Below are 17,710 nucleotides of genomic sequence, written 5' to 3'. Positions count from 1 at the left end.
CTGCGCGCGGCATGCACCACCGTGGCCATGAACTCCTTCCAGTTCAACTGGCGGTACAGCACGGTGGTGACCAGCAACGCGTAGACCACGGCAATGGCCGCCGATTCCACCGCGGTGAAGATGCCGGCGCGGATGCCGAAGAAGATCAGCGCCACCAGGCCGAGGCCGGGCAGGGCGGCGATCAGCCGCAGCATCACCGCGCGCATGCCCGGGAAGGCTTCCACGCCATAACCGCGACGGCGCGCCACCGCGTAGCCGGTGATCATCAGCACCACCGTCATCAGCAGCGCCGGCACGATACCGGCGGCGAACAGGTCGGCAATGGACAGGCCACCCCCGGCCGCGGCCGAGAACAGGATCAGGTTGTGCGACGGCGGCACCAGCAGCGCGACCAGCGCCGCGGTGATGCTGACGTTGACCGCGAAATCACGGTCGTAACCGCGCTTGACCATCTGCGGGATCATCGTGCCGCCCACCGCCGACACGTCGGCGATGGCCGAGCCGGAAACGCCGCCGAAGAACAGCGAGGACAGGATCGAGACCTGGCCCAGGCCGCCACGCAGGCGCCCCACCAACGAGGACGCCAGCGAGATCAGGCGCTCGGAGATGCCGCCGCGCATCATGATTTCGCCGGCGAAGATGAACAACGGAATGGCGATCAGCGAGGCCGAACCGGTGCCCGCCGAGATCTGCTGCACCAGCACGATGCTGGGAAGATCCAGGTAGAGCAGGGTGGCCAGCGAGGCCGCTGCCAGCGCATAGGCCACCGGCACGCCGATCAGCAGCAGCACGCCAAACACGGCAAACAGAATTGCGATACCCATGGCTCAGCGGTCTCCTTCGGCGGTGTCGGCGCTGGCAGTGGCCGTACGCAGGGCCAGCAGCAGGCGGTTGAGTGCAAACACCGTCATCAACGCGCCACCAATGCTCAGCGGCAGGTAGTTCACGCTCTGCGGCAGGTTGGCGCCGGCGGTCTTGATGTGCAGGCCATCCATCCACAGCAACCAGCCCCACCAGGCGATGAAGGCGCCGATGGTGGCCACGATCAGCGGCACCAGCGCATCGATCGCGCGCTTGACCAACGGGTTGAGATGCTCGGCCAGCAGGAAGAAGCCGAAGTGGCGGTTGGTGTGCACGCCGGCCGCCGCACCCATGCTCATGGCGGTGCTCAGCAGCAGCAGGGTCACCGGCTCGGTCCAGCTGGGCGAATCGTTGATCACGTAGCGGGCAAACACCTGCCAGCCCTGCACCACCACCAGCCCGAGCAGGGCGACGACGGCGATATGGATGACCACGTCGGCAATTTTCTCCAGCACGCGCTGGGTGCCTGCCGGGGCCGCTTGTACGTTGGAATCAGACATCGGTGCGGGTCCCTCAGGCGAAGTCGCGGATGCGACGGTGCAGGGCGGCAATATCGGCCTGCTGCAGGTAGTCGCGCAGCAACGGCGCGGCCGCCGCACGGAAGGCCGGCATGTCCACCGCGTTGGATTTCACCCCATAGGCCAGCACCGCTTCGCGGGCCTTGTCCTCGGATGCATCCCAGGCCGTGCGCATCACCTGCACCGACTGCCGCGCCAGGTCGATGACCAGGCGGCGGTCGGACGGGGTCAGCGCGTCCAGGCTGCGGCGCGACATCAGCAGGATGTCCGGCGCGTAGGAGTGCTGGCTTTCGGACCAGTAGTGCGCAGCCTCGAAATGACGGCTGGAGTGGAAGCTGCGCATATTGTTCTCGGCGCCGTCGATCATGTGCGTCTCCATGCCGGAGAACGTGTCGCCCAGTGACATCGGCGTCGGGTTGGCACCGAACAGGCGCATCAGCTGCAGGAAGATGTCCGAGCTGGCCACGCGCAGCTTCAGGCCGTGCAGGTCCTCGGGTTCAACAATCGGGTGCTTGGTGTTGTAGAAGCTGCGCGCGCCCGAGTCGTACACCGCCAGGCCGACCAGCTCGCGGCTTTCAAAGCCCTGCAGCACCGCATCGGCGATGCCGCCGTCCAGCGCGCGGCGCATGTGCGCGACCGAATCGAAGACATACGGCAGGCACAGCGCGCGGGTCAGCGGAAACGCATTGTTGAGTGCACCGGAGTAGACGCGGGTGATGTCGATGGCACCGAACCGGGCCATGTCGATCGCCTCGGACTCGCGGCCGAGCTGGCCGGAGTGGTACTGGTTCAAGCCCAACCGCCCGCCGGTTTCGTGCCGCAGCTGCTCGCCTATCCACTTCACCGCGGTGACGGTGGGGTAGTCGGCCACGTGCACGTCCGTGGCGGTCAGCAGCTGGCTGCCACCGGCCGCGCCCTTGTTGCCCGCCGAGCAGGCGGCAAGCACCGGTGCGGCCAGCGCCCCCATGCCGGTTTTCAGAAAGCCTCTTCGCGTAACCATTGCGCCCTCCAACGCGTTGCTACCGTTGCCGCCGGGATTACCCGGCCGGCACGGCCTTGCAGGAAATGTCGCCGTAACCGGCAAAGCGAATCAATGCCACCTGGCCCACGGCGATGTCGTGGATGCCGGTGGCATTGCCGGTCGCGATCAGCTCGCCCTTCTTCAAGGGCCGGCCACGCTTGGCCGAACGCGACAGCGCAAACGCATAGGCCGCACGCAGGCCGCCGGGCAGGGTGGTGGCGCCGCCGGTGCCGACCACCACGCCGTCAATTTCGGTCTGTGCGCGCAGGTCCGGCTCGTCGCAGCGGGTCCAGTTGGGCACTTCGCCGCCCAGCACCAGGCCGTTGTTGTTGCCGAAATCGGACACCACCACGCGCGGGCCGAGGATGTTGATGGTGACCAGCGGGCTGCTGGCTACTTCCACGCCGATATGGAGCTTGGCCGGCAGCGCTTCGGCTTCTTCCGGGGTCCAGTCGAGCTTGTCGGCGGGCGCGTCGTCCAGCAGCTCCAGCACGTACTCGGCCTCTACCGCGGCAAAGCCACCGGCGGCGGAAAACACCGGGATCTCCACGATGCTACCGGTAGCATTCCAGAGATTGCGTTTGAAGATCGGTCCCAGCAGACGTTCATCGCCGGAGCTGTCGCGGCGCTCGGCGGCGATATAGCCCACTTTCCAGCCGACCACGCTGTCATCCCAGCGGTCGATGGCCAGGTCCTGCACTTGATAGGCGGTGACCAGATCGTCCGGGATGGCCCCGGGGAAATCCGGAAGCGAACGGCCCTCACGGCGTGCTTCCACAAAAGTGCGGGCAATCTCGTCCAGCGCGGCTGGCGCCTGCGGCTGGCTGCCTTGGTCGTTGCTCAAGTGCGTCTCCTGGTGACTTTGCTGCACTGCCCATCGACAGCGCTGTGACTGGCTGTATAAGGTAAACCGGTGTCATCTGACAATGTGCACTGCACCAGAAGCTGTACCACGCCCTCGGCCCAGACCTGACCGCTACGCCCATGATTCGACTGAAACCCTTGTTGCAGCTAGCTTTCGCCGCTTTTGCCGGACTGCTTCCGGCAATTGTATTGGCCGCCACCGATGGTGAACCCGCAGCGGGGTCGGCCGACCGTATCGCGCTATGGCCGCAGGGTATGGCACCGGGGGACAAGGCGCTGACGCAAGCGCAGCGGATCGTCGAACGCAGCAGCAACCCGGCGTTGCCTGACCGCTATATCGACCATGTCAGCAGGCCCTATCTGGTGGCCTATCGCCCGGCCAAACCCGATGGCAGCAGCTTGCTGGTAATCCCCGGCGGCGGCTACCAACGCATCGTGCTGGACAAGGAAGGCACGGCGCTGGTGCCGGCCCTGGTGGAGCAGGGCGGAGTGACCCTGTTCGTGTTGCGCTACCGGCTGCCCGGCGAAGGTCGTGCCGATCGCGAAGCGGCGCTGGCCGATGCGCAGCGTGCACTGCGGCTTATCCGCCACCACGCCAAGGGCTGGGGCCTGGACCCGCAGCGTATCGGCACGATGGGTTTCTCGGCCGGCGGCCACCTGGCCGCGCGGTTGGGCAACGGCTTTGACCGCAACGTCTATCCTCACAGCGACGCAATCGACGCGGAAAGCGCACGCCCCGACTTCCAGCTGCTGATGTACCCGGTCATCACGATGCGCGGCGACGACGTGCATGCAGGTTCACGCGACCGCCTGCTCGGCAGTGCGCCCAGCGACGAACTGCTGCAGCACTACTCGATGCAGCTGCAGGTCCGCGCCGATACGCCAGCCACCTTCCTGTTGCATGCCGCCGATGACGACGTAGTACCGGTAGGCAACAGCCTGCTTTTCTACAACAGCCTGCGCCGTGCCAAGGTCAGCAGCGAAATGCACCTGTTCCCGCACGGCGGCCACGGCTTTGGCACACGCGGCACAGTGGGTCTCACAACAGCGGCATGGCCACAACTGGCCTTGAGCTGGATGGCATCGCAACAGCCCCGCCGCTAAAGCCCCTCTCCCTCCGGGAGAGGGGTTGGGGAGAGGGCGAAGCACGCCCAATCTCCACTACACCAGGACAAAGCCATGCCGCAAACCCCAAACAACCCCGCCCGCCGCAGCTTCCTCCAGCAATCCACCCTGCTGGCCGCAGCAACCGGCTTGAGCACCCTAGGCAACACCAGCTGGGCCAACACCCTAGCAAGCCCCATCGCCCGCATCCGCAGCGGCCGCCTGGCCGGCCAGACGGAGAACGGCACGCACGTCTTCCGCGGCATCCCCTACGGTGCCGACACCGCGCCTCACCGCTTCCAGTCCGCCCTGCAGGAACACCCCTGGCGCGGCATACGCGATGCGCTCGACTACGCAGCCGCTGCCCCACAAACCGGCAGCGAAGGCCCGGGCAGCGAAGACTGCCTCTACCTCAACGTGTGGACGCCAGCAATGCGCGACGGCGGCAAGCGGCCGATCCTGTTCTACATCCATGGCGGCGCCTACAACAACGGCTCCGGCAGCGACCCGCTATACGACGGCGGCAACCTGAGCCGACGCGGTGACGTGGTGGTGGTGACGGTCAATCACCGCCTCAACCTGTTCGGCTATCTGTACCTGGCCCAGCTCGGCGATGAGACGTTCGCCGACTCCGGCAATGTCGGCCAGCTGGATCTGGTGCAGGCGCTGCAGTGGGTACGCCAGCACGCCGCCGAGTTTGGCGGCGATGCCGACAACGTCACCGTGTTCGGCCAGTCCGGCGGCGGCGCCAAGATCGCCACGCTGATGGCGATGCCGGCTGCCAAGGGCCTGTTCCACCGCGCCTGGACGATGAGCGGCCAGCAGGCCACCGCTGCCGGCCCCCGCGCGGCCACGCAGCGCGCACAGCTGGTGCTTGATCACCTCAAGGCCGATCCCGAGGCATTGCGGCGCATGCCGATGCAGCAGCTGCTGGAGGCGGTGAAAGTGCGCGATCCCTCGCGCGTGGAGAACAGCAGCCTCTACGTCGGCCCGGTGCTGGATGCGCGCAACCTGCCGGTACACCCGTTCTGGCCGCAGGCGCCGCAGCAGTCGGCGACCATCCCGATGGTGATCGGCAACACCCACGACGAAACCCGTGCCTTCCTCGGCAACGATCCGAAGAATTTCGAACTGAGCTGGGAGGAACTGCCGGCCAAGCTCGAAGCCCAGCAATACGTGGACTTGCTGCCTTCGGTGGTGATCACCGAATACCGCCGCCTGTATCCGCAGTACACACCGTCGGATGTGTTCTTCGCTGCCACCACCGCCGGTCGCTCCTGGCGCGGTGCGGTGGAAGAACTGGAGGCGCGTGTGCGCCAAGGCGCGCCGACCTGGGCGTACCAGCTGGACGGTTACGACCGCGATGGCGACGCCGCCAGGCTGCGCGCCTTCCATACGCTGGACATCCCGCTGGTGTTCCACAACAACACACAGCCTGGTTCACGCACCGGCGGCGGCGCTGCAATGCAGCAGCTGTCGGACACGATGAGCGATGCCTTGCTGGCCTTCGCACGGCACGGCGACCCCAACCATGCCGGCCTGCCGCAGTGGGACCGCTACGGCCTGGAGCGCCGCCAGACAATGGTGTTCGATACGCAAAGCCGACAGCAGGACGACCCCCGCGGCGGCGAACGCCGGCTCTACCAGCAGGCGCCTTTCATCCAGCGCGGGACCTTCTGAAGCCGGCGACAGATAGTTTCAACGGAATCTTTACCTGCCTTGCCTATGCTGCAGGCATGGACTTCGCAACGCCGCATCCTGAATTCGCCGGCCGCCAACGTCTGCTGGACGGCATCGACGCCGCCCTGCAGTCGGCCGATACCCACAGCACCGTCACCCAGGTGCAGCGCGTGCTGGAGCAGGCCATCAAGGACCCGCAGATCGTGCTGCCGGCCTGCGTGCATGCGCCCGTGCACGGGCATTACGCGCGGCGCGAGATCTACCGCAGTCCGACCCATGGCTACAGCATCATCGCCATGACCTGGGGCCCGGGCCAGGGCACACCGCTGCATGACCACGATGGCCTGTGGTGCGTGGAGGGCGTGTGGCAGGGCAGCTTGGAGATCACCCCGTATCAGATGCTGGAACGCGACGGTGAGCGCTACCGCTTCGCCCCACGCGATTGCCTGCGCGGCTGCAAGGGCAGCGCCGGCCACCTGATTCCACCGGACGAGTTCCATACGCTGCGTAACAGCGATGCCGAACAGATCGCCATCTCGGTGCATGTCTACCAACGGGTGATGGAGCGCAGCCACGTATTTCAGCCGATAGACGAGGCACCCCGCTGGTATGCGCGTGAATGCCGGGAATTGGGCCTGGACGCCTGAGCTGGCGGCTTTTGCAGGAGCGGCGTAAGCCGCGAAGCCGACAATGCAACCAACACCGTAGTGCCGAGCCATGCTCGGCAAGAGGCTTTACCGGTAATACCACCTGCCGAGCATGGCTCGGCACTACAATCGACGCTGCGCGTGAAAGTCGGCAGCTACGCTTTTGGCTTTGGCTTTGGCTTTGGCTTTGGCTCCCTTCTCCCCTTGCGGGAGAAGGTGCCCGAAGGGCGGAAGAGGGGAGGCGTGCGAAGCACGCTCGCTTTCGTATTTCAGGTAAGCGGCGATCTTCGATCGCTTCCCCTCTCCCCAACCCCTCTCCCGCAAGGGGAGAGGGGCTCAAAAGCTCAAAAGCCTCAAAGCCAACGCTTCACCGCAACAGCAACCGGTTATTAAGCCTGGTCACCTCGGCCACATCCCCCTCCAGGCCAACCCGCACGCTCGCCCCCTCACGCTTGAATCCGGCAGGTAGCACCAACTCCACCGTCACCGTCCGCGGCGACAGATCCAACGGCGCTTCCAATGCCGGCACCGCAACCCGAGCGACCTCACGACCACCCGCATCCTCCAGCACCGCATAACCCGCGCCAGTCCCCACATGCCCCAGGCTGTGCACGGTCAACCGCACGCGTTCGCCATCGATCTGCAGATCACCCCGGCCAATACCCAAGTCCGCGCGCGTCTCCACCGGCGTGCCCGGCGTCACCAGCTCGAACTCGAATACCTGGTTCTGCTTCGGCGCAAACCGCAGCTGAGTGCTTGCGCTCTTCTCCAGCAGCACCTCGCGCACCTCCGCCTTGCCGTCGATCACATCATCACCGTCGCGATCCACACCGCTGCGGATCCGCCAGGTGCCGGCGGCGATGTTCCAGCCGGTCATGGTCGCGTCCAACGGCGTGCTGCCAAGGTTGTAGGCAATCACCTTGAAGCGCTCGCGTGACGGCGCATGCACCAACAATGCGACCTGCTCGGCACCATCAGGCTGGGCGAACTGCCAGCTCACCGTATGCCCCGGCCAGGTCTGATTGCGCTTCAGGCCGATGCCACCCAGGCGCAGGCGCTGCAGGAACTCGCTCGGTGCTTCGACGCGGTCGCTCCACCAGTGGCCTTCGGTGTTCATGTACTCGCGCTGCGCCTTGGCCTGGATGCCATCGGCGTGCAATGTTTCCAGGTACTTCTTGTCACCGGTCTGCTGCCAGGCGCTGATCGCGGCGAAGCCGCTGCCGCCCTTGTCGGCATCGGCCAGCAGCTGCTTGCCCCAGTCCTGCTGCCTGCCCAGTACATCGACATAATTCTCGCCGAGGTTGGACAGCACGCCCGGCCCGCCGCGCACTACGCGGTAGTCCAGCGCCTGCAGGTACTTGGCATCGCCGGTCCAGCGCCACGCGGCCCAGAAGGTGTGCATCACATCGCCGCTGCCCGAGCCCTGGTTCAACTCGCCGCCGCGGGTCTTGCCGGTGGCCCAGTTGATCTCGTTGGGCAGGGTGAAGCGCCCCTTGTCGTCCTTGTAGGCGTGGGCCAGATAGCCGTCAGCCAGACCGGTGACCAGTTTGCGGCCGGTGGGATCGGCGTTGTACTCACCCATCAGGAAAGCCGGGTGCAGCGCCGGGAACGAGTATGGCTTCTGCCACTGCCAGTTCGGCTCGCGATAAACCTTGTTGCCGCCAAACCAGTTGCTGGAGAACAGCAGGTTGCCCTGTGGGTTGCGCAGGATGATGCGCTCGTCGAAGGCCTTCACCGTCTCCATCAGGCGCTCGACGGTGAGCGGATCGCCCCAGTTGAGGTAGAGCATCGCACTGTTGGCGTTGATGCCTTCCTCATAGGCGTGCAGCTCATCGGTCTCGATGGTGCTCAGGCCGTTGGAGAACATGCCGTTGCGGTAAACCGCATCGGAGAGTGCCGTCAGCGAGCGGTTCAGGCGCTCGGGCTCCACGCCCATCAGTGCCAGTCCCGGCCACTGCTGGGTCAGGTCGCTGTCATCGGAGATGCCGCCGCCGAAATCGCCGTAAGCGACCTGCCGGTTCTCGATCCACCAGTCGACAAAGCGGCGCACGTACTTCAGGTCTTCAACCTGGCGGAACGCCCATAACGGCACGCCCTTCGGCGCCTGCGGCTGCTCGAACGGTGGCTTGCCCTGGCTGTTGTAGCTGATGTAATTCCAATACAGGCGGCCCAGCTCATGGTCCGGATCGACCCGCAGCAGATCACTCAGATCGGCATAGACGCGCGAATACAGCCGCTGGCGCTTGGAGGTGGTGTGCTCCTCGACCAGGAAGCCCCAGTTGTCACGCACCTGGTTGAAGCGGTCGGCGACGTGCTGCTTGATCGCCTCCTTGCGTTCCTTGAACACCAGTCGCACTTCGGCGCCGTCCAGCGATGCGGCGTTGAAGCCGGGCGCGGCCGAGGCCACCGCGATCCACAGGCTGTCGGCGGTGAGGATGCGGTCGCGCAGGTCCAGCCACAGCGTGCGTGCTTCACCCGGCTTCACCGACACCGAAACGTCGATCATGTCGCGCGCCGGCCAGATCGGGTCCTTGATGCGGATGTTCAGCGGGATCAGACCGTCATGCGTCGCCGGCAGGTCCAGTGCAGGGATATCGATCGCCACGCCATCCAGGCCGTCGTACATGTTCTCCCAGCTGTGCGCCCAGCTGCGGATCAGTGGCTGTGCGGCCGGTGCGTCGCCGACGCCGGACGGAATGAGCACGTGCACGATCGGCATCGGCTTGGCCGGCAAGCTGTCGGCAGCACGCTTGCGCGAACCTGCGCCCTTGGGCAGCGCCATCACCATGCTGCGCTCATCCGGCGCGAAGCGGCCGTCGATGTATTCGCGCAGGCTGGCGATGTTGGTGTAATCCGGCAATACGCTGCTGTCGATCTGGTAGCGCTGCTTGACCGTGCCTTCCGGCTCGGCTGCATCGCTGACCTGGTAGCCCCAGATCTCCTGGATCGGGGTTTCCTGCGCGGTGTTGTGGAAGTGCAGCGTGCCACCGACCTGGTCGGCGAAGCTGTCGACGCTGCGCACCACGCCCTGCGGACGCTTGAACAAAGTGCCGGCCGAGCCCTTCAACTCGCCGTAGGCGGCACCGCGGATCTCGATGCGATTGATGCGCTCGCCTTCGGGAACTGTCAGGTCGAGTTGCTGGCCACCTTCCACATAGGTGTTCCAGTCCGGCAGCTGGAAGTAATCATTGCGGCCGGGCAGGCGCGAGCGGTTGTAGACGCCGGGCCAGGTGGTTTCGGCGATGCCGTCGGTGCCTTTCCACATCCACTGCAGCTTGTCCTTTACATCGGCGAACTCGACCTTGCGGATGCTTGTCGTCGGCGCGCTCAGTGCCGGCGGTGCGGCACCCTCCCAGCCATAGCGGTGCCACCAGGCGCGCTCCGAGGCGCTACCGCTCTCGGCGCTACGCGGCTCGGCATTGCGCGCAAGCGCGGCCACACCGGCAGCATCGAGCATGCGGTCATAGACGCGGATCTCGTCGAAGTCGCTGCCGCGCAGGAAGTTGTAGCGGCTCTGCACCTGGTACGGCGCCATCACCCGACCGGCGAGGCCGAGCTGGTCCAGCGCGGCGTCGTAGTCACCGGTGGTTGCCGCCTGCGCGACTTCACGGCCATCGACGAACAGCTTGACGCCCTTGTCCTCGTCCCAGGCAAAGGCGATGTGCTGCCATTGTTCGGGCGTCGGGTTCCTGTCCAGCTTGAACGATACGCGGGTGCGGGCAAGGTTGGCATCGGTGACGAAGGCATCGAAGCCATGTCCGTTCCAGTCGATGCGCAGCCAGGCCATGTCCCAGCTGCTGTGGTCGGCATAGCCGACGCGGAAGATCACGAACGGTGCTTCGCCCACTGCGTAACGCGAGCGCCAGAAGAACGACAAGGTGCCACGCTCGGCCTGGATGTTGCCGGGCGCATTCCACGACAGCACGCCGTCGTCCTGCCATTGGATGGCGCGGCCATGGGCACCGTCATCGACAAGGCTGACCTTGTCCTGGAAGTTGGGGATGGCGTCGCCCTGCGCGGTGTCGGCGTTGAAGCCGGTGTCGGCGGAGACGCGGAACAGCAGCTGCGGCGAAGAAGCCTGCGCTGCCGCCGGGAGAGCGAACAGCAGCGCAGAAGCCAGAAGCAGGGGACGAAGTACGGGGCGGGTGGAACGTGGCGGCATCATGCGTCTCTTGGTAGCGTGCGGCGCAGGTACAACGCCGCATGCGGTGGGCCAAGTTAGCGACGCCAACGCGTCTGCACATTCTGCGTCGCACCATCAAAACCCCATCCCGGCATGGCGCCGGGATGGGTCACAGCATCAGAACTTGTAGCGGAAGCCCAGCAGGTACTGGCGGCCGGTCTCGGTGTAGTACAGCGGCAGCTGGCCGGTGGCCGGCGACTGCACCCACTCGTCGTAGCCTTCGTTGGTCAGGTTGATCGCTTCCAGGCTCAGCTCCACCTGGTCGCTGATCTTGTAGCGCAGCGAGGCATCGACCACGGTGGTGCCGCTGACGCCGTGCACGCCGTCGACGTTGAAGCCGACTTCTGCACCCGGCACTGCCGTCAGGTAGTCATCGCGATTGGTTGCCGAGATGCGGCCGGCGAACTTCTCACCTTCATAGAACAGGGTCGCGTTCCAGGAGCTGCGCGACAGGCCCAGCAGGTCCTGCTTCAGCGCAAGGTTGCCATTGCTGTCCGGGTACTTGATGTTCGACTCCACCCAGGTGTAGTTCAACTGCAGGCCCAGGTTGGACCACTTGCCCGGCAGGAAGGTGAAGGGCTGGACGTAGTTTGCTTCGACGCCACTGAGATCACCGCCCTTGGTGTTGATTGGCGTGGTGAAGGTGAAGTCGTCGTTGACGGTGGCACCGGTGCCTTCCAGCAGCGAAGCCGGCAGGCCACTGGTGGAATAGGCACGAACCTCCTTCAGGCTGTAGATGGTGCTCTCGATATCCTTGTAGAACAGGCCGAGGCTGGCCATCGCACCTTCGTTGAAGTACCACTCGAAGCTGAGATCAACATTGGTGGCGCGGCTCGGGTCAAGCGCCGGATTACCACCGCTGACGGTACGCGCACCGCCGGCGACGGCCACGGTCACGCCAGGCGTCAGGTTACCCAGGCCTGGACGCGTCATCACTTTGGCAGCGCCCAGGCGCACCAGGAAGTCCGGCGTGATTTCGGCGACCAGGTTGAACGAGGGCAGGGTGTCGTCGTACTTGCGGCTGGCCGTTGCCGGGGTGGTCACACCATTGACCAGGCCCGAACCCACCGAACTCTGCTTGGTTTCGACATAGCGCACGCCGAAGTTGCCCGAGAACGGGATGGAACCGAGTTCGGTCGAAAATTCGCCCATCAACCATGCACCGCGGTCCTTCTCCTCGACGCTGCGGGTGTTGTTCAGGCGCGGTGCCACCGCGAACGAGCCACTGTTGCTGTAGATGTTCAGCAGATCAGCAATCGCATCGAGATCCGGCACCACCCAATTGGATGGATAGCCCTGGAAGCCCTTGAGGCCGGCCTGCGTGGTCAGGTCACCGGGAACGAACTTGGTGCCGTCCGCAAAGTTCGGCACGGTTGCTTCCGCCGCGCGGCGCAGCTCCACCGTCTTGAAGCTGTAGTCCTTGGCCAGCACGCCACCCTTCAGGCGGAAGCCAGGGCTGATGTTCCAGTTGAAATCGAGCTGCGCGGTATCGAAATCATTGTCCACGTACTGCGGGCGCAGACGGATTTCAGCCAGCGTCCAGCCGTTCGGGTCGGTCGGATCGATACCATAGTTCAGCACCGGACGATTCATGTTGCCGCGGTAGTCGTAGCTGAATCCATCGACATCGAACTTGTCCATGATGACCGTGGTCTGCACCGGGTTTTCGTGCGCCGAACGGGTCGTTCCGACCTTGCCGGACAAGCTGAAATCATCATTGAAGCGGTGCTTGAAGTTCAGGCTGAGCTGCTTGAACTCGGTGCTCCACTCGTCATGGCGGTTCTCCGAGCGGATATCGACGTTGTCGAATACGCCGTAGACCAACGCGTTGTTGCGGATCTCGCCGTCGCGAACGATGGTCTGCGGTTTGCCAGTCCCCGAGCGGCTGAAGGAAATCGCCTCGATATAGTGCTCGTCGCGCTCGGCATCGATCTTCGAGTACAGCGCGTCCAGCGACAGCTCGGTGGCATCGCTGGGCTTCCACTGCAGCGAGCCGGTCACGCCCAGGCGCTTCTGCTGGTGCTCCATCTGCACATAGCGCGGGAAGCGCGGGTGATAGGTGTCTGCCGACAACGCCGGAGTATACGGTGACGCGGCATTGAAGCCGCCATTGCTGGTGCCATTTGCCCAACGGCCGGTGTTGGAGCCCTCTTCCAGCGCCTGACGCTCGGAGTAGGCCACCGACAGCAACGCGCCGAAGGTACCGTCGGCCCAGGTGTTGGCGATCAGCGCGGCCACGCGCGGATCGGCCTTCTGCGCCATGTCGTTGTAGCTGGCCTGGCCGCTGGCGGCGAAGGTGAAGCCGTCATAGTCGAACGGGCGCGCCGTGTTCAGGTCGACGGTTGCGCCGAGCGAGCCTTCCTCGACATCGGCCGAGGCGGTCTTGCGGACGATCAGCTGCGAGAACAGGTCCGAGGCGAACACGTTGAAGTCGAAGCCGCGGCCGCGATTGGTACCACCGGTCTGGTCGCCGGAGCCCACCGTCGACAGGGCCTCCATGCCATTGATACGCACGCGGGTGAAATCCGAGCCCAGGCCACGCACGGTGATGCTGCGGCCTTCGCCGGCATCGCGAGCGATCACCACGCCAGGAATACGCTGCAGCGACTCGGCCAGGTTCAGGTCCGGGAACTTGCCGATGTCCTCGGCAACGATGGCGTCGACCACGCCAGCTTCGCTGCGCTTGATGTCCAGGGCCTTCTCGACGCTGGCGCGGTAACCGGTGACGGTGACGGCGTCCAACTCGGTGGCGGCGGTGCCGGCATCCTGCGCCGCTGCAGCGCCTGCCAGGGCCATGCCGATACCCAGGGCCAACAAGGTAACCGGTGTCTTTTTCTGCGAGTTGCGTGGCTTCATGTGCTTCCCCTCTCCAAGGTTTGCAGGCGATGCGATGGCTCCGATGTGTTGTTTCCGCCGGATGACACCGCTGGTCAAAACGGAAAGTAGCAGCTGTGTGAAGGGTGAGCATCTTGCACTGCAACAGGACTGAAACACCGTGGAAAACGTTGTCCGGAGGACACACAGGGACGGTAGCACGGCAGGACAAGGGGACAGCAACGCGGGAATGACACCGCTAGCCAATCAACCATGCCATGATGCGCGCCGATCGACGAGGAGACAGGAATGGCGATGATTTCCCCCCGTGTTGTCTGTTTTGGCGAGCTGCTGCTGCGCCTGGGCGCACCCGGCAACCAGCTGCTGCTGCAATCGCCGTCGCTGCAGCTCCACGCCGGCGGCGCCGAAGCCAACGTCGGCGTATCGCTGGCACATTTTGGCCACGACGTGGCGATGATCAGCGTGCTGTCCGACAACCCCCTGGGCGCGGCAGTTGCCGGTGAGCTGCGCCGCCACGGCGTGGATACCTCGCGCGTGCGCCGCAGCGATGGCCGCATGGGCCTGTATTTCCTGACCACCGGTGCCGGTCACCGGCCCAGCGAAGTGGTCTACGACCGCGCCGATTCGGCCTTCGCCAGCGCGCGTGCCGACAGCTACGACTGGCCGGCGCTGCTCAACGGCGCACAGTGGCTGCACCTGTCCGGGGTCAGCCCGGCGCTGGGGCCGGAGGCCGCCCAGGCCACCCTGGCTGCCGCCCGCGCTGCCAACGAGCGCGGCATCAAGGTGTCCTTCGACGGCAACTTCCGGCCCAAGCTGTGGGAGCGCTGGGGCGGCGACGCCAAGGCGATCCTGCGTGACCTGTTCGACTGCGCACACATCGTGTTTGCCGACTACCGCGACATCGGCGTGGTGCTGGGCGGGCAGTTCAACCAGCCCGAACCGCAGGCGCGCGTGGACGCTGCCGCGGCGATGGCCTTTGCCGCCTTCCCGCGCCTGCAGTACATGGCCTGCACGCAGCGCATCGCGCACAGCGTGGGCCACCATTCGCTGGGCGCGATGCTGCTCGGCCGTGACGGCACCCGTGCGCTGGCACCCGCCGAGGAATTGACCGATATCGTCGACCGCATCGGTGGTGGCGACGCGTTCGCAGCCGGCGTGCTGCATGGCCTGATCGAGGGCATGGATGCGGAAACCACCATCCGCTTCGGCCTGGCCGCGGGCTGCCTGAAGCATTCCATTCCCGGTGATTTCAACCCCGTCGGCGTGGCCGACGTCATGGCCCTGATGGGCGAAGGAAAGTTCGATGTCCGGCGCTGATCCGCGCGTACGCGCAGTGCTCAAACTGGCACCGGTGATTCCGGTGTTCACTCCCGACAACATCAAGGACGCGGTACAGGTCGCGCAGGCCTTGTTCAACGGCGGCTTGCCGGTGATCGAAGTCACCTTGCGCACCGCAAACGCGATGGATGCGATCAAGGCCATGGTCGAGGCCGTACCGGATGCCGTGGTCGGCGCCGGCACCGTGCTGACCCCGGCGCAGATGGAGAAGGTCAAAACCGTGGGCGGCCGCTTTGCGGTCTCGCCGGGCGCCACCGACACTCTGTACGCTGCAGCGCGCGATACCGACCTGCCGTTCCTGCCTGGCGTTGCCACCTCCTCGGAACTGATGCGCGGGCTGGAGCAGGGCCTGGATACGTTCAAGTTCTTCCCGGCGGTGCAGGCCGGTGGCGTGGGCATGCTGTCGGCCTGGAATGGCCCGTTCGGTGACGTGCGCTTCTGCCCGACCGGCGGCATCAGTGCGCAGACGGCGTCGCAATTCCTGCATCTGCCGAACGTGCTGTGCGTGGGTGGCTCGTGGTTGACCACACGTGAGTTGCTGCAGGCGCGTGATTGGGCGGGAATTGAAGCCTTGGCCCGCGCGGCGGCGGTGCTGCCGGGCTGATGTTGTTGGGTTGGGCTGGAAGCTGAAGCAGCATCAACGGCCAACCCCTCCCCTAGCTTTTGGCAGAGCAAGAGGCTGAGGCAGCGATTGCACAGGGACCTGCGGGGCCATCAATGCGGGGCACCTGGTTTTCCTGAACCAGAACCGGATGCATGCGGCCATGCATAGCCGGGCGTGATCTGGATCAAAGCGCCGCGTAAGGGTTTGGCGCGAAGGTAAGGGCATCCCCCGCAAAGGAGATCCCGTGATGGAAAAGACGATGAAGGCGGCCGTGGTCCGCGCATTCGGCAAGCCGCTGGTGATCGAGGAAGTGGCGGTGCCACGCCCCGCCGCTGGCGACATCCTGGTCAAGATCGAGGCCTGTGGCGTCTGCCACACCGACCTGCACGCCGCCGAAGGCGACTGGCCGGTAAAGCCCAATCCGCCTTTCATTCCCGGCCATGAAGGGGTCGGCCATGTAGTGGCGGTGGGCGCCGGTGTCACCCACATCAAGGAAGGCGACCGCGTCGGCATTCCATGGCTGTACTCGGCCTGCGGCTATTGCGAGCACTGCCTGGGCGGCTGGGAAACCCTGTGCGAAGCGCAGCAGAACAGCGGCTATTCGGTGAACGGTGGTTTCGCCGAATACGCCTTGGCCAATGCCAACTACGTCGGCCTGTTGCCCAAGGAAGTCGGCTTCGTCGAGATCGCGCCGATCCTGTGCGCTGGCGTCACCGTCTACAAGGGCTTGAAGGTCACCGATACCAAGCCCGGTGACTGGGTGGCGATCTCCGGTATCGGCGGCCTCGGCCATATGGCTGTGCAATACGCCAAGGCGATGGGCTTGAACGTGGCCGCGGTGGACATCGACGACAACAAGCTGGCCCTGGCCAAGCGCCTGGGCGCCAGCATCACCGTCAATGCCCGCAACACCGACCCGGCTGCCTTCCTGAAGAAGGAAATCGGCGGCGCGCATGGCGCGCTGGTCACCGCGGTATCGCCCAAGGCCTTCGAACAGGCGCTGGGCATGGTGCGGCGTGGCGGCACGGTGTCGCTCAACGGCCTGCCGCCGGGTGACTTCCCGCTGGACATCTTCGGCATGGTGCTTAATGGCATCACCGTGCGTGGCTCGATCGTCGGCACCCGCCTGGACCTGCAGGAATCGCTGCAGTTCGCCGCCGACGGCAAGGTCGCCGCGACAGTGAGCACCGACACGCTGGAAAACATCAACGACGTGTTCAAACGCATGCATGAAGGCGCGATCGAGGGCCGGGTAGTGTTGGACTTCAACGCCTGATTGCAGCCGGCTGGCGCCTCCTCTGAGGGGTGCTGGCCGGGTTGGCTTTGGTTGTTGTTTCGACTTTGGCTTTGGTTGCTGCTGTTGCTTTTCTCCTCTCCCCTTGCGGGAGAGGATGCCGAAGGCAGGAGAGGGGAGCGGCGCAGCCGCTTGCACTCACGCATCTTCAGATTGCCCACCAATCGGCAGCCAGGCATTACCGGCTTCGCGGCTCATGCCACTCTCACAACGCCTGCAGGCGCTCTCCTAGCGGGCATGCACCGCTGCTACCGGCATCCGATCCAGCGCCAGCCAAGCGTCCTCGACCAGATCCCGCACCTGTTCCCAGCGCAGCCGCGAGCCGCCACGGACCTGCTCCCAATGCTCGGCCAACTCCACTTCCGAATCGCGTGGCCAGTCGGCGGCATGCGTGGTCAGCGCGAAGGCATAGGCCGGCTGCAGGTCAGGCCAGCGCAGGGCACCACGGCGCCGCCTCGCGTAGTCGGCCAGACTGTACTGGACGAAATCCTGCGCCACTTCACCGGCAGCCTGCTGGCGCCGCCTGTGCCGGCCCCGCCGCATCACCGAGGGGTCGGGCGCAAACAAGGTTGGCGCGGCGGGGTGTTCGGCACGATCCGGGCGGTACATGGCACAACCCTCCCTGTTGGGCGCCCACAGATACGCCCGGGGCCGTTAGTGGGGGGTGAGCGGGGTGTTTAGATGGTTGTTGAGTGGGAGCAGCTGCAAAAGCAGAGGCGGAAGCAGAAGCACCCCTCCCCACCCCTCCCCTTCGCTGCGCG

13 protein-coding genes are annotated in these 17,710 nt (G+C 65.4%); 6 read left to right on the top strand and 7 right to left on the bottom strand.

Annotation, left to right across the window (positions count from 1 at the left end):
• The 4 genes from B2527_RS06470 to B2527_RS06455 all read right to left on the bottom strand — a co-directional run.
• Positions 1-824, bottom strand: an 824-nt coding sequence (locus tag B2527_RS06470) for a TRAP transporter large permease (protein ID WP_293706710.1), incomplete at its 3' end; no start/stop codon positions are given.
• Positions 825-827: 3 nt separating this feature from the next.
• On the bottom strand, positions 828-1,361 hold the full coding sequence (locus B2527_RS06465; protein WP_293706709.1) for a TRAP transporter small permease: 534 nt from the start codon (positions 1,359-1,361) through the stop codon (positions 828-830).
• A 13-nt stretch (positions 1,362-1,374) separates the two neighbouring features.
• Positions 1,375-2,379, bottom strand: coding sequence for a TRAP transporter substrate-binding protein (locus tag B2527_RS06460; protein WP_293706708.1), 1,005 nt, complete (start codon positions 2,377-2,379; stop codon positions 1,375-1,377).
• 37 nt (positions 2,380-2,416) lie between these two features.
• Complete coding sequence (locus B2527_RS06455) at positions 2,417-3,244, bottom strand: 2-keto-4-pentenoate hydratase (protein ID WP_293706707.1); 828 nt, start codon at positions 3,242-3,244, stop codon at positions 2,417-2,419.
• Between the two features lie 140 nt (positions 3,245-3,384).
• Here B2527_RS06455 and B2527_RS06450 point away from each other — a divergent pair, with 140 nt between their 5' ends.
• The 3 genes from B2527_RS06450 to B2527_RS06440 all read left to right on the top strand — a co-directional run bounded on the left by B2527_RS06450 (position 3,385) and on the right by B2527_RS06440 (position 6,695).
• Positions 3,385-4,368: an alpha/beta hydrolase gene (locus B2527_RS06450; RefSeq protein ID WP_293706706.1), complete on the top strand. Its 984-nt coding sequence runs from the start codon at positions 3,385-3,387 to the stop codon at positions 4,366-4,368.
• Positions 4,369-4,443: 75 nt separating this feature from the next.
• Positions 4,444-6,048, top strand: coding sequence for a carboxylesterase/lipase family protein (locus tag B2527_RS06445; protein ID WP_293706705.1), 1,605 nt, complete (start codon positions 4,444-4,446; stop codon positions 6,046-6,048).
• A 56-nt stretch (positions 6,049-6,104) separates the two neighbouring features.
• Positions 6,105-6,695 (top strand): cysteine dioxygenase family protein, encoded by a 591-nt coding sequence (locus tag B2527_RS06440; protein ID WP_293706704.1) that lies wholly within the window; start codon positions 6,105-6,107, stop codon positions 6,693-6,695.
• 367 nt (positions 6,696-7,062) lie between these two features.
• Here the strand turns inward: B2527_RS06440 and B2527_RS06435 are convergent, their stop codons facing one another.
• Both B2527_RS06435 and B2527_RS06430 read right to left on the bottom strand, forming a co-directional pair.
• Positions 7,063-10,857 (bottom strand): LamG-like jellyroll fold domain-containing protein, encoded by a 3,795-nt coding sequence (locus tag B2527_RS06435; RefSeq protein WP_293706703.1) that lies wholly within the window; start codon positions 10,855-10,857, stop codon positions 7,063-7,065.
• Between the two features lie 138 nt (positions 10,858-10,995).
• The gene (locus B2527_RS06430; RefSeq protein WP_293706702.1) at positions 10,996-13,734 is read right to left on the bottom strand and encodes a TonB-dependent receptor; all 2,739 of its coding nucleotides are present in this window, start codon (positions 13,732-13,734) and stop codon (positions 10,996-10,998) included.
• A gap of 273 nt (positions 13,735-14,007) precedes the next feature.
• Here B2527_RS06430 and B2527_RS06425 point away from each other — a divergent pair, with 273 nt between their 5' ends.
• The 3 genes from B2527_RS06425 to adhP all read left to right on the top strand — a co-directional run bounded on the left by B2527_RS06425 (position 14,008) and on the right by adhP (position 16,931).
• On the top strand, positions 14,008-15,030 hold the full coding sequence (locus B2527_RS06425; RefSeq protein WP_293706701.1) for a sugar kinase: 1,023 nt from the start codon (positions 14,008-14,010) through the stop codon (positions 15,028-15,030).
• Positions 15,017-15,655, top strand: a complete 639-nt coding sequence (gene eda, locus B2527_RS06420) for a bifunctional 4-hydroxy-2-oxoglutarate aldolase/2-dehydro-3-deoxy-phosphogluconate aldolase (RefSeq protein WP_293706700.1) — start codon at positions 15,017-15,019, stop codon at positions 15,653-15,655. Before B2527_RS06425 ends, eda begins: the two co-directional genes overlap by 14 nt.
• A gap of 247 nt (positions 15,656-15,902) precedes the next feature.
• A complete protein-coding gene (gene adhP, locus B2527_RS06415) occupies positions 15,903-16,931 on the top strand; it encodes an alcohol dehydrogenase AdhP (protein ID WP_293706699.1) in 1,029 nt (342 codons plus the stop codon).
• A gap of 246 nt (positions 16,932-17,177) precedes the next feature.
• Here adhP and B2527_RS06410 read toward each other — a convergent pair whose 3' ends face one another.
• Positions 17,178-17,558, bottom strand: a complete 381-nt coding sequence (locus B2527_RS06410; RefSeq protein ID WP_414717018.1) for a hypothetical protein — start codon at positions 17,556-17,558, stop codon at positions 17,178-17,180.
• Positions 17,559-17,710: the final 152 nt, after the last annotated feature.

Source organism: Stenotrophomonas sp. UBA7606 (assembly GCF_002477705.1).
Lineage (GTDB): Bacteria > Pseudomonadota > Gammaproteobacteria > Xanthomonadales > Xanthomonadaceae > Stenotrophomonas.
This window is presented reverse-complemented; position numbering and strand designations above follow the sequence as displayed.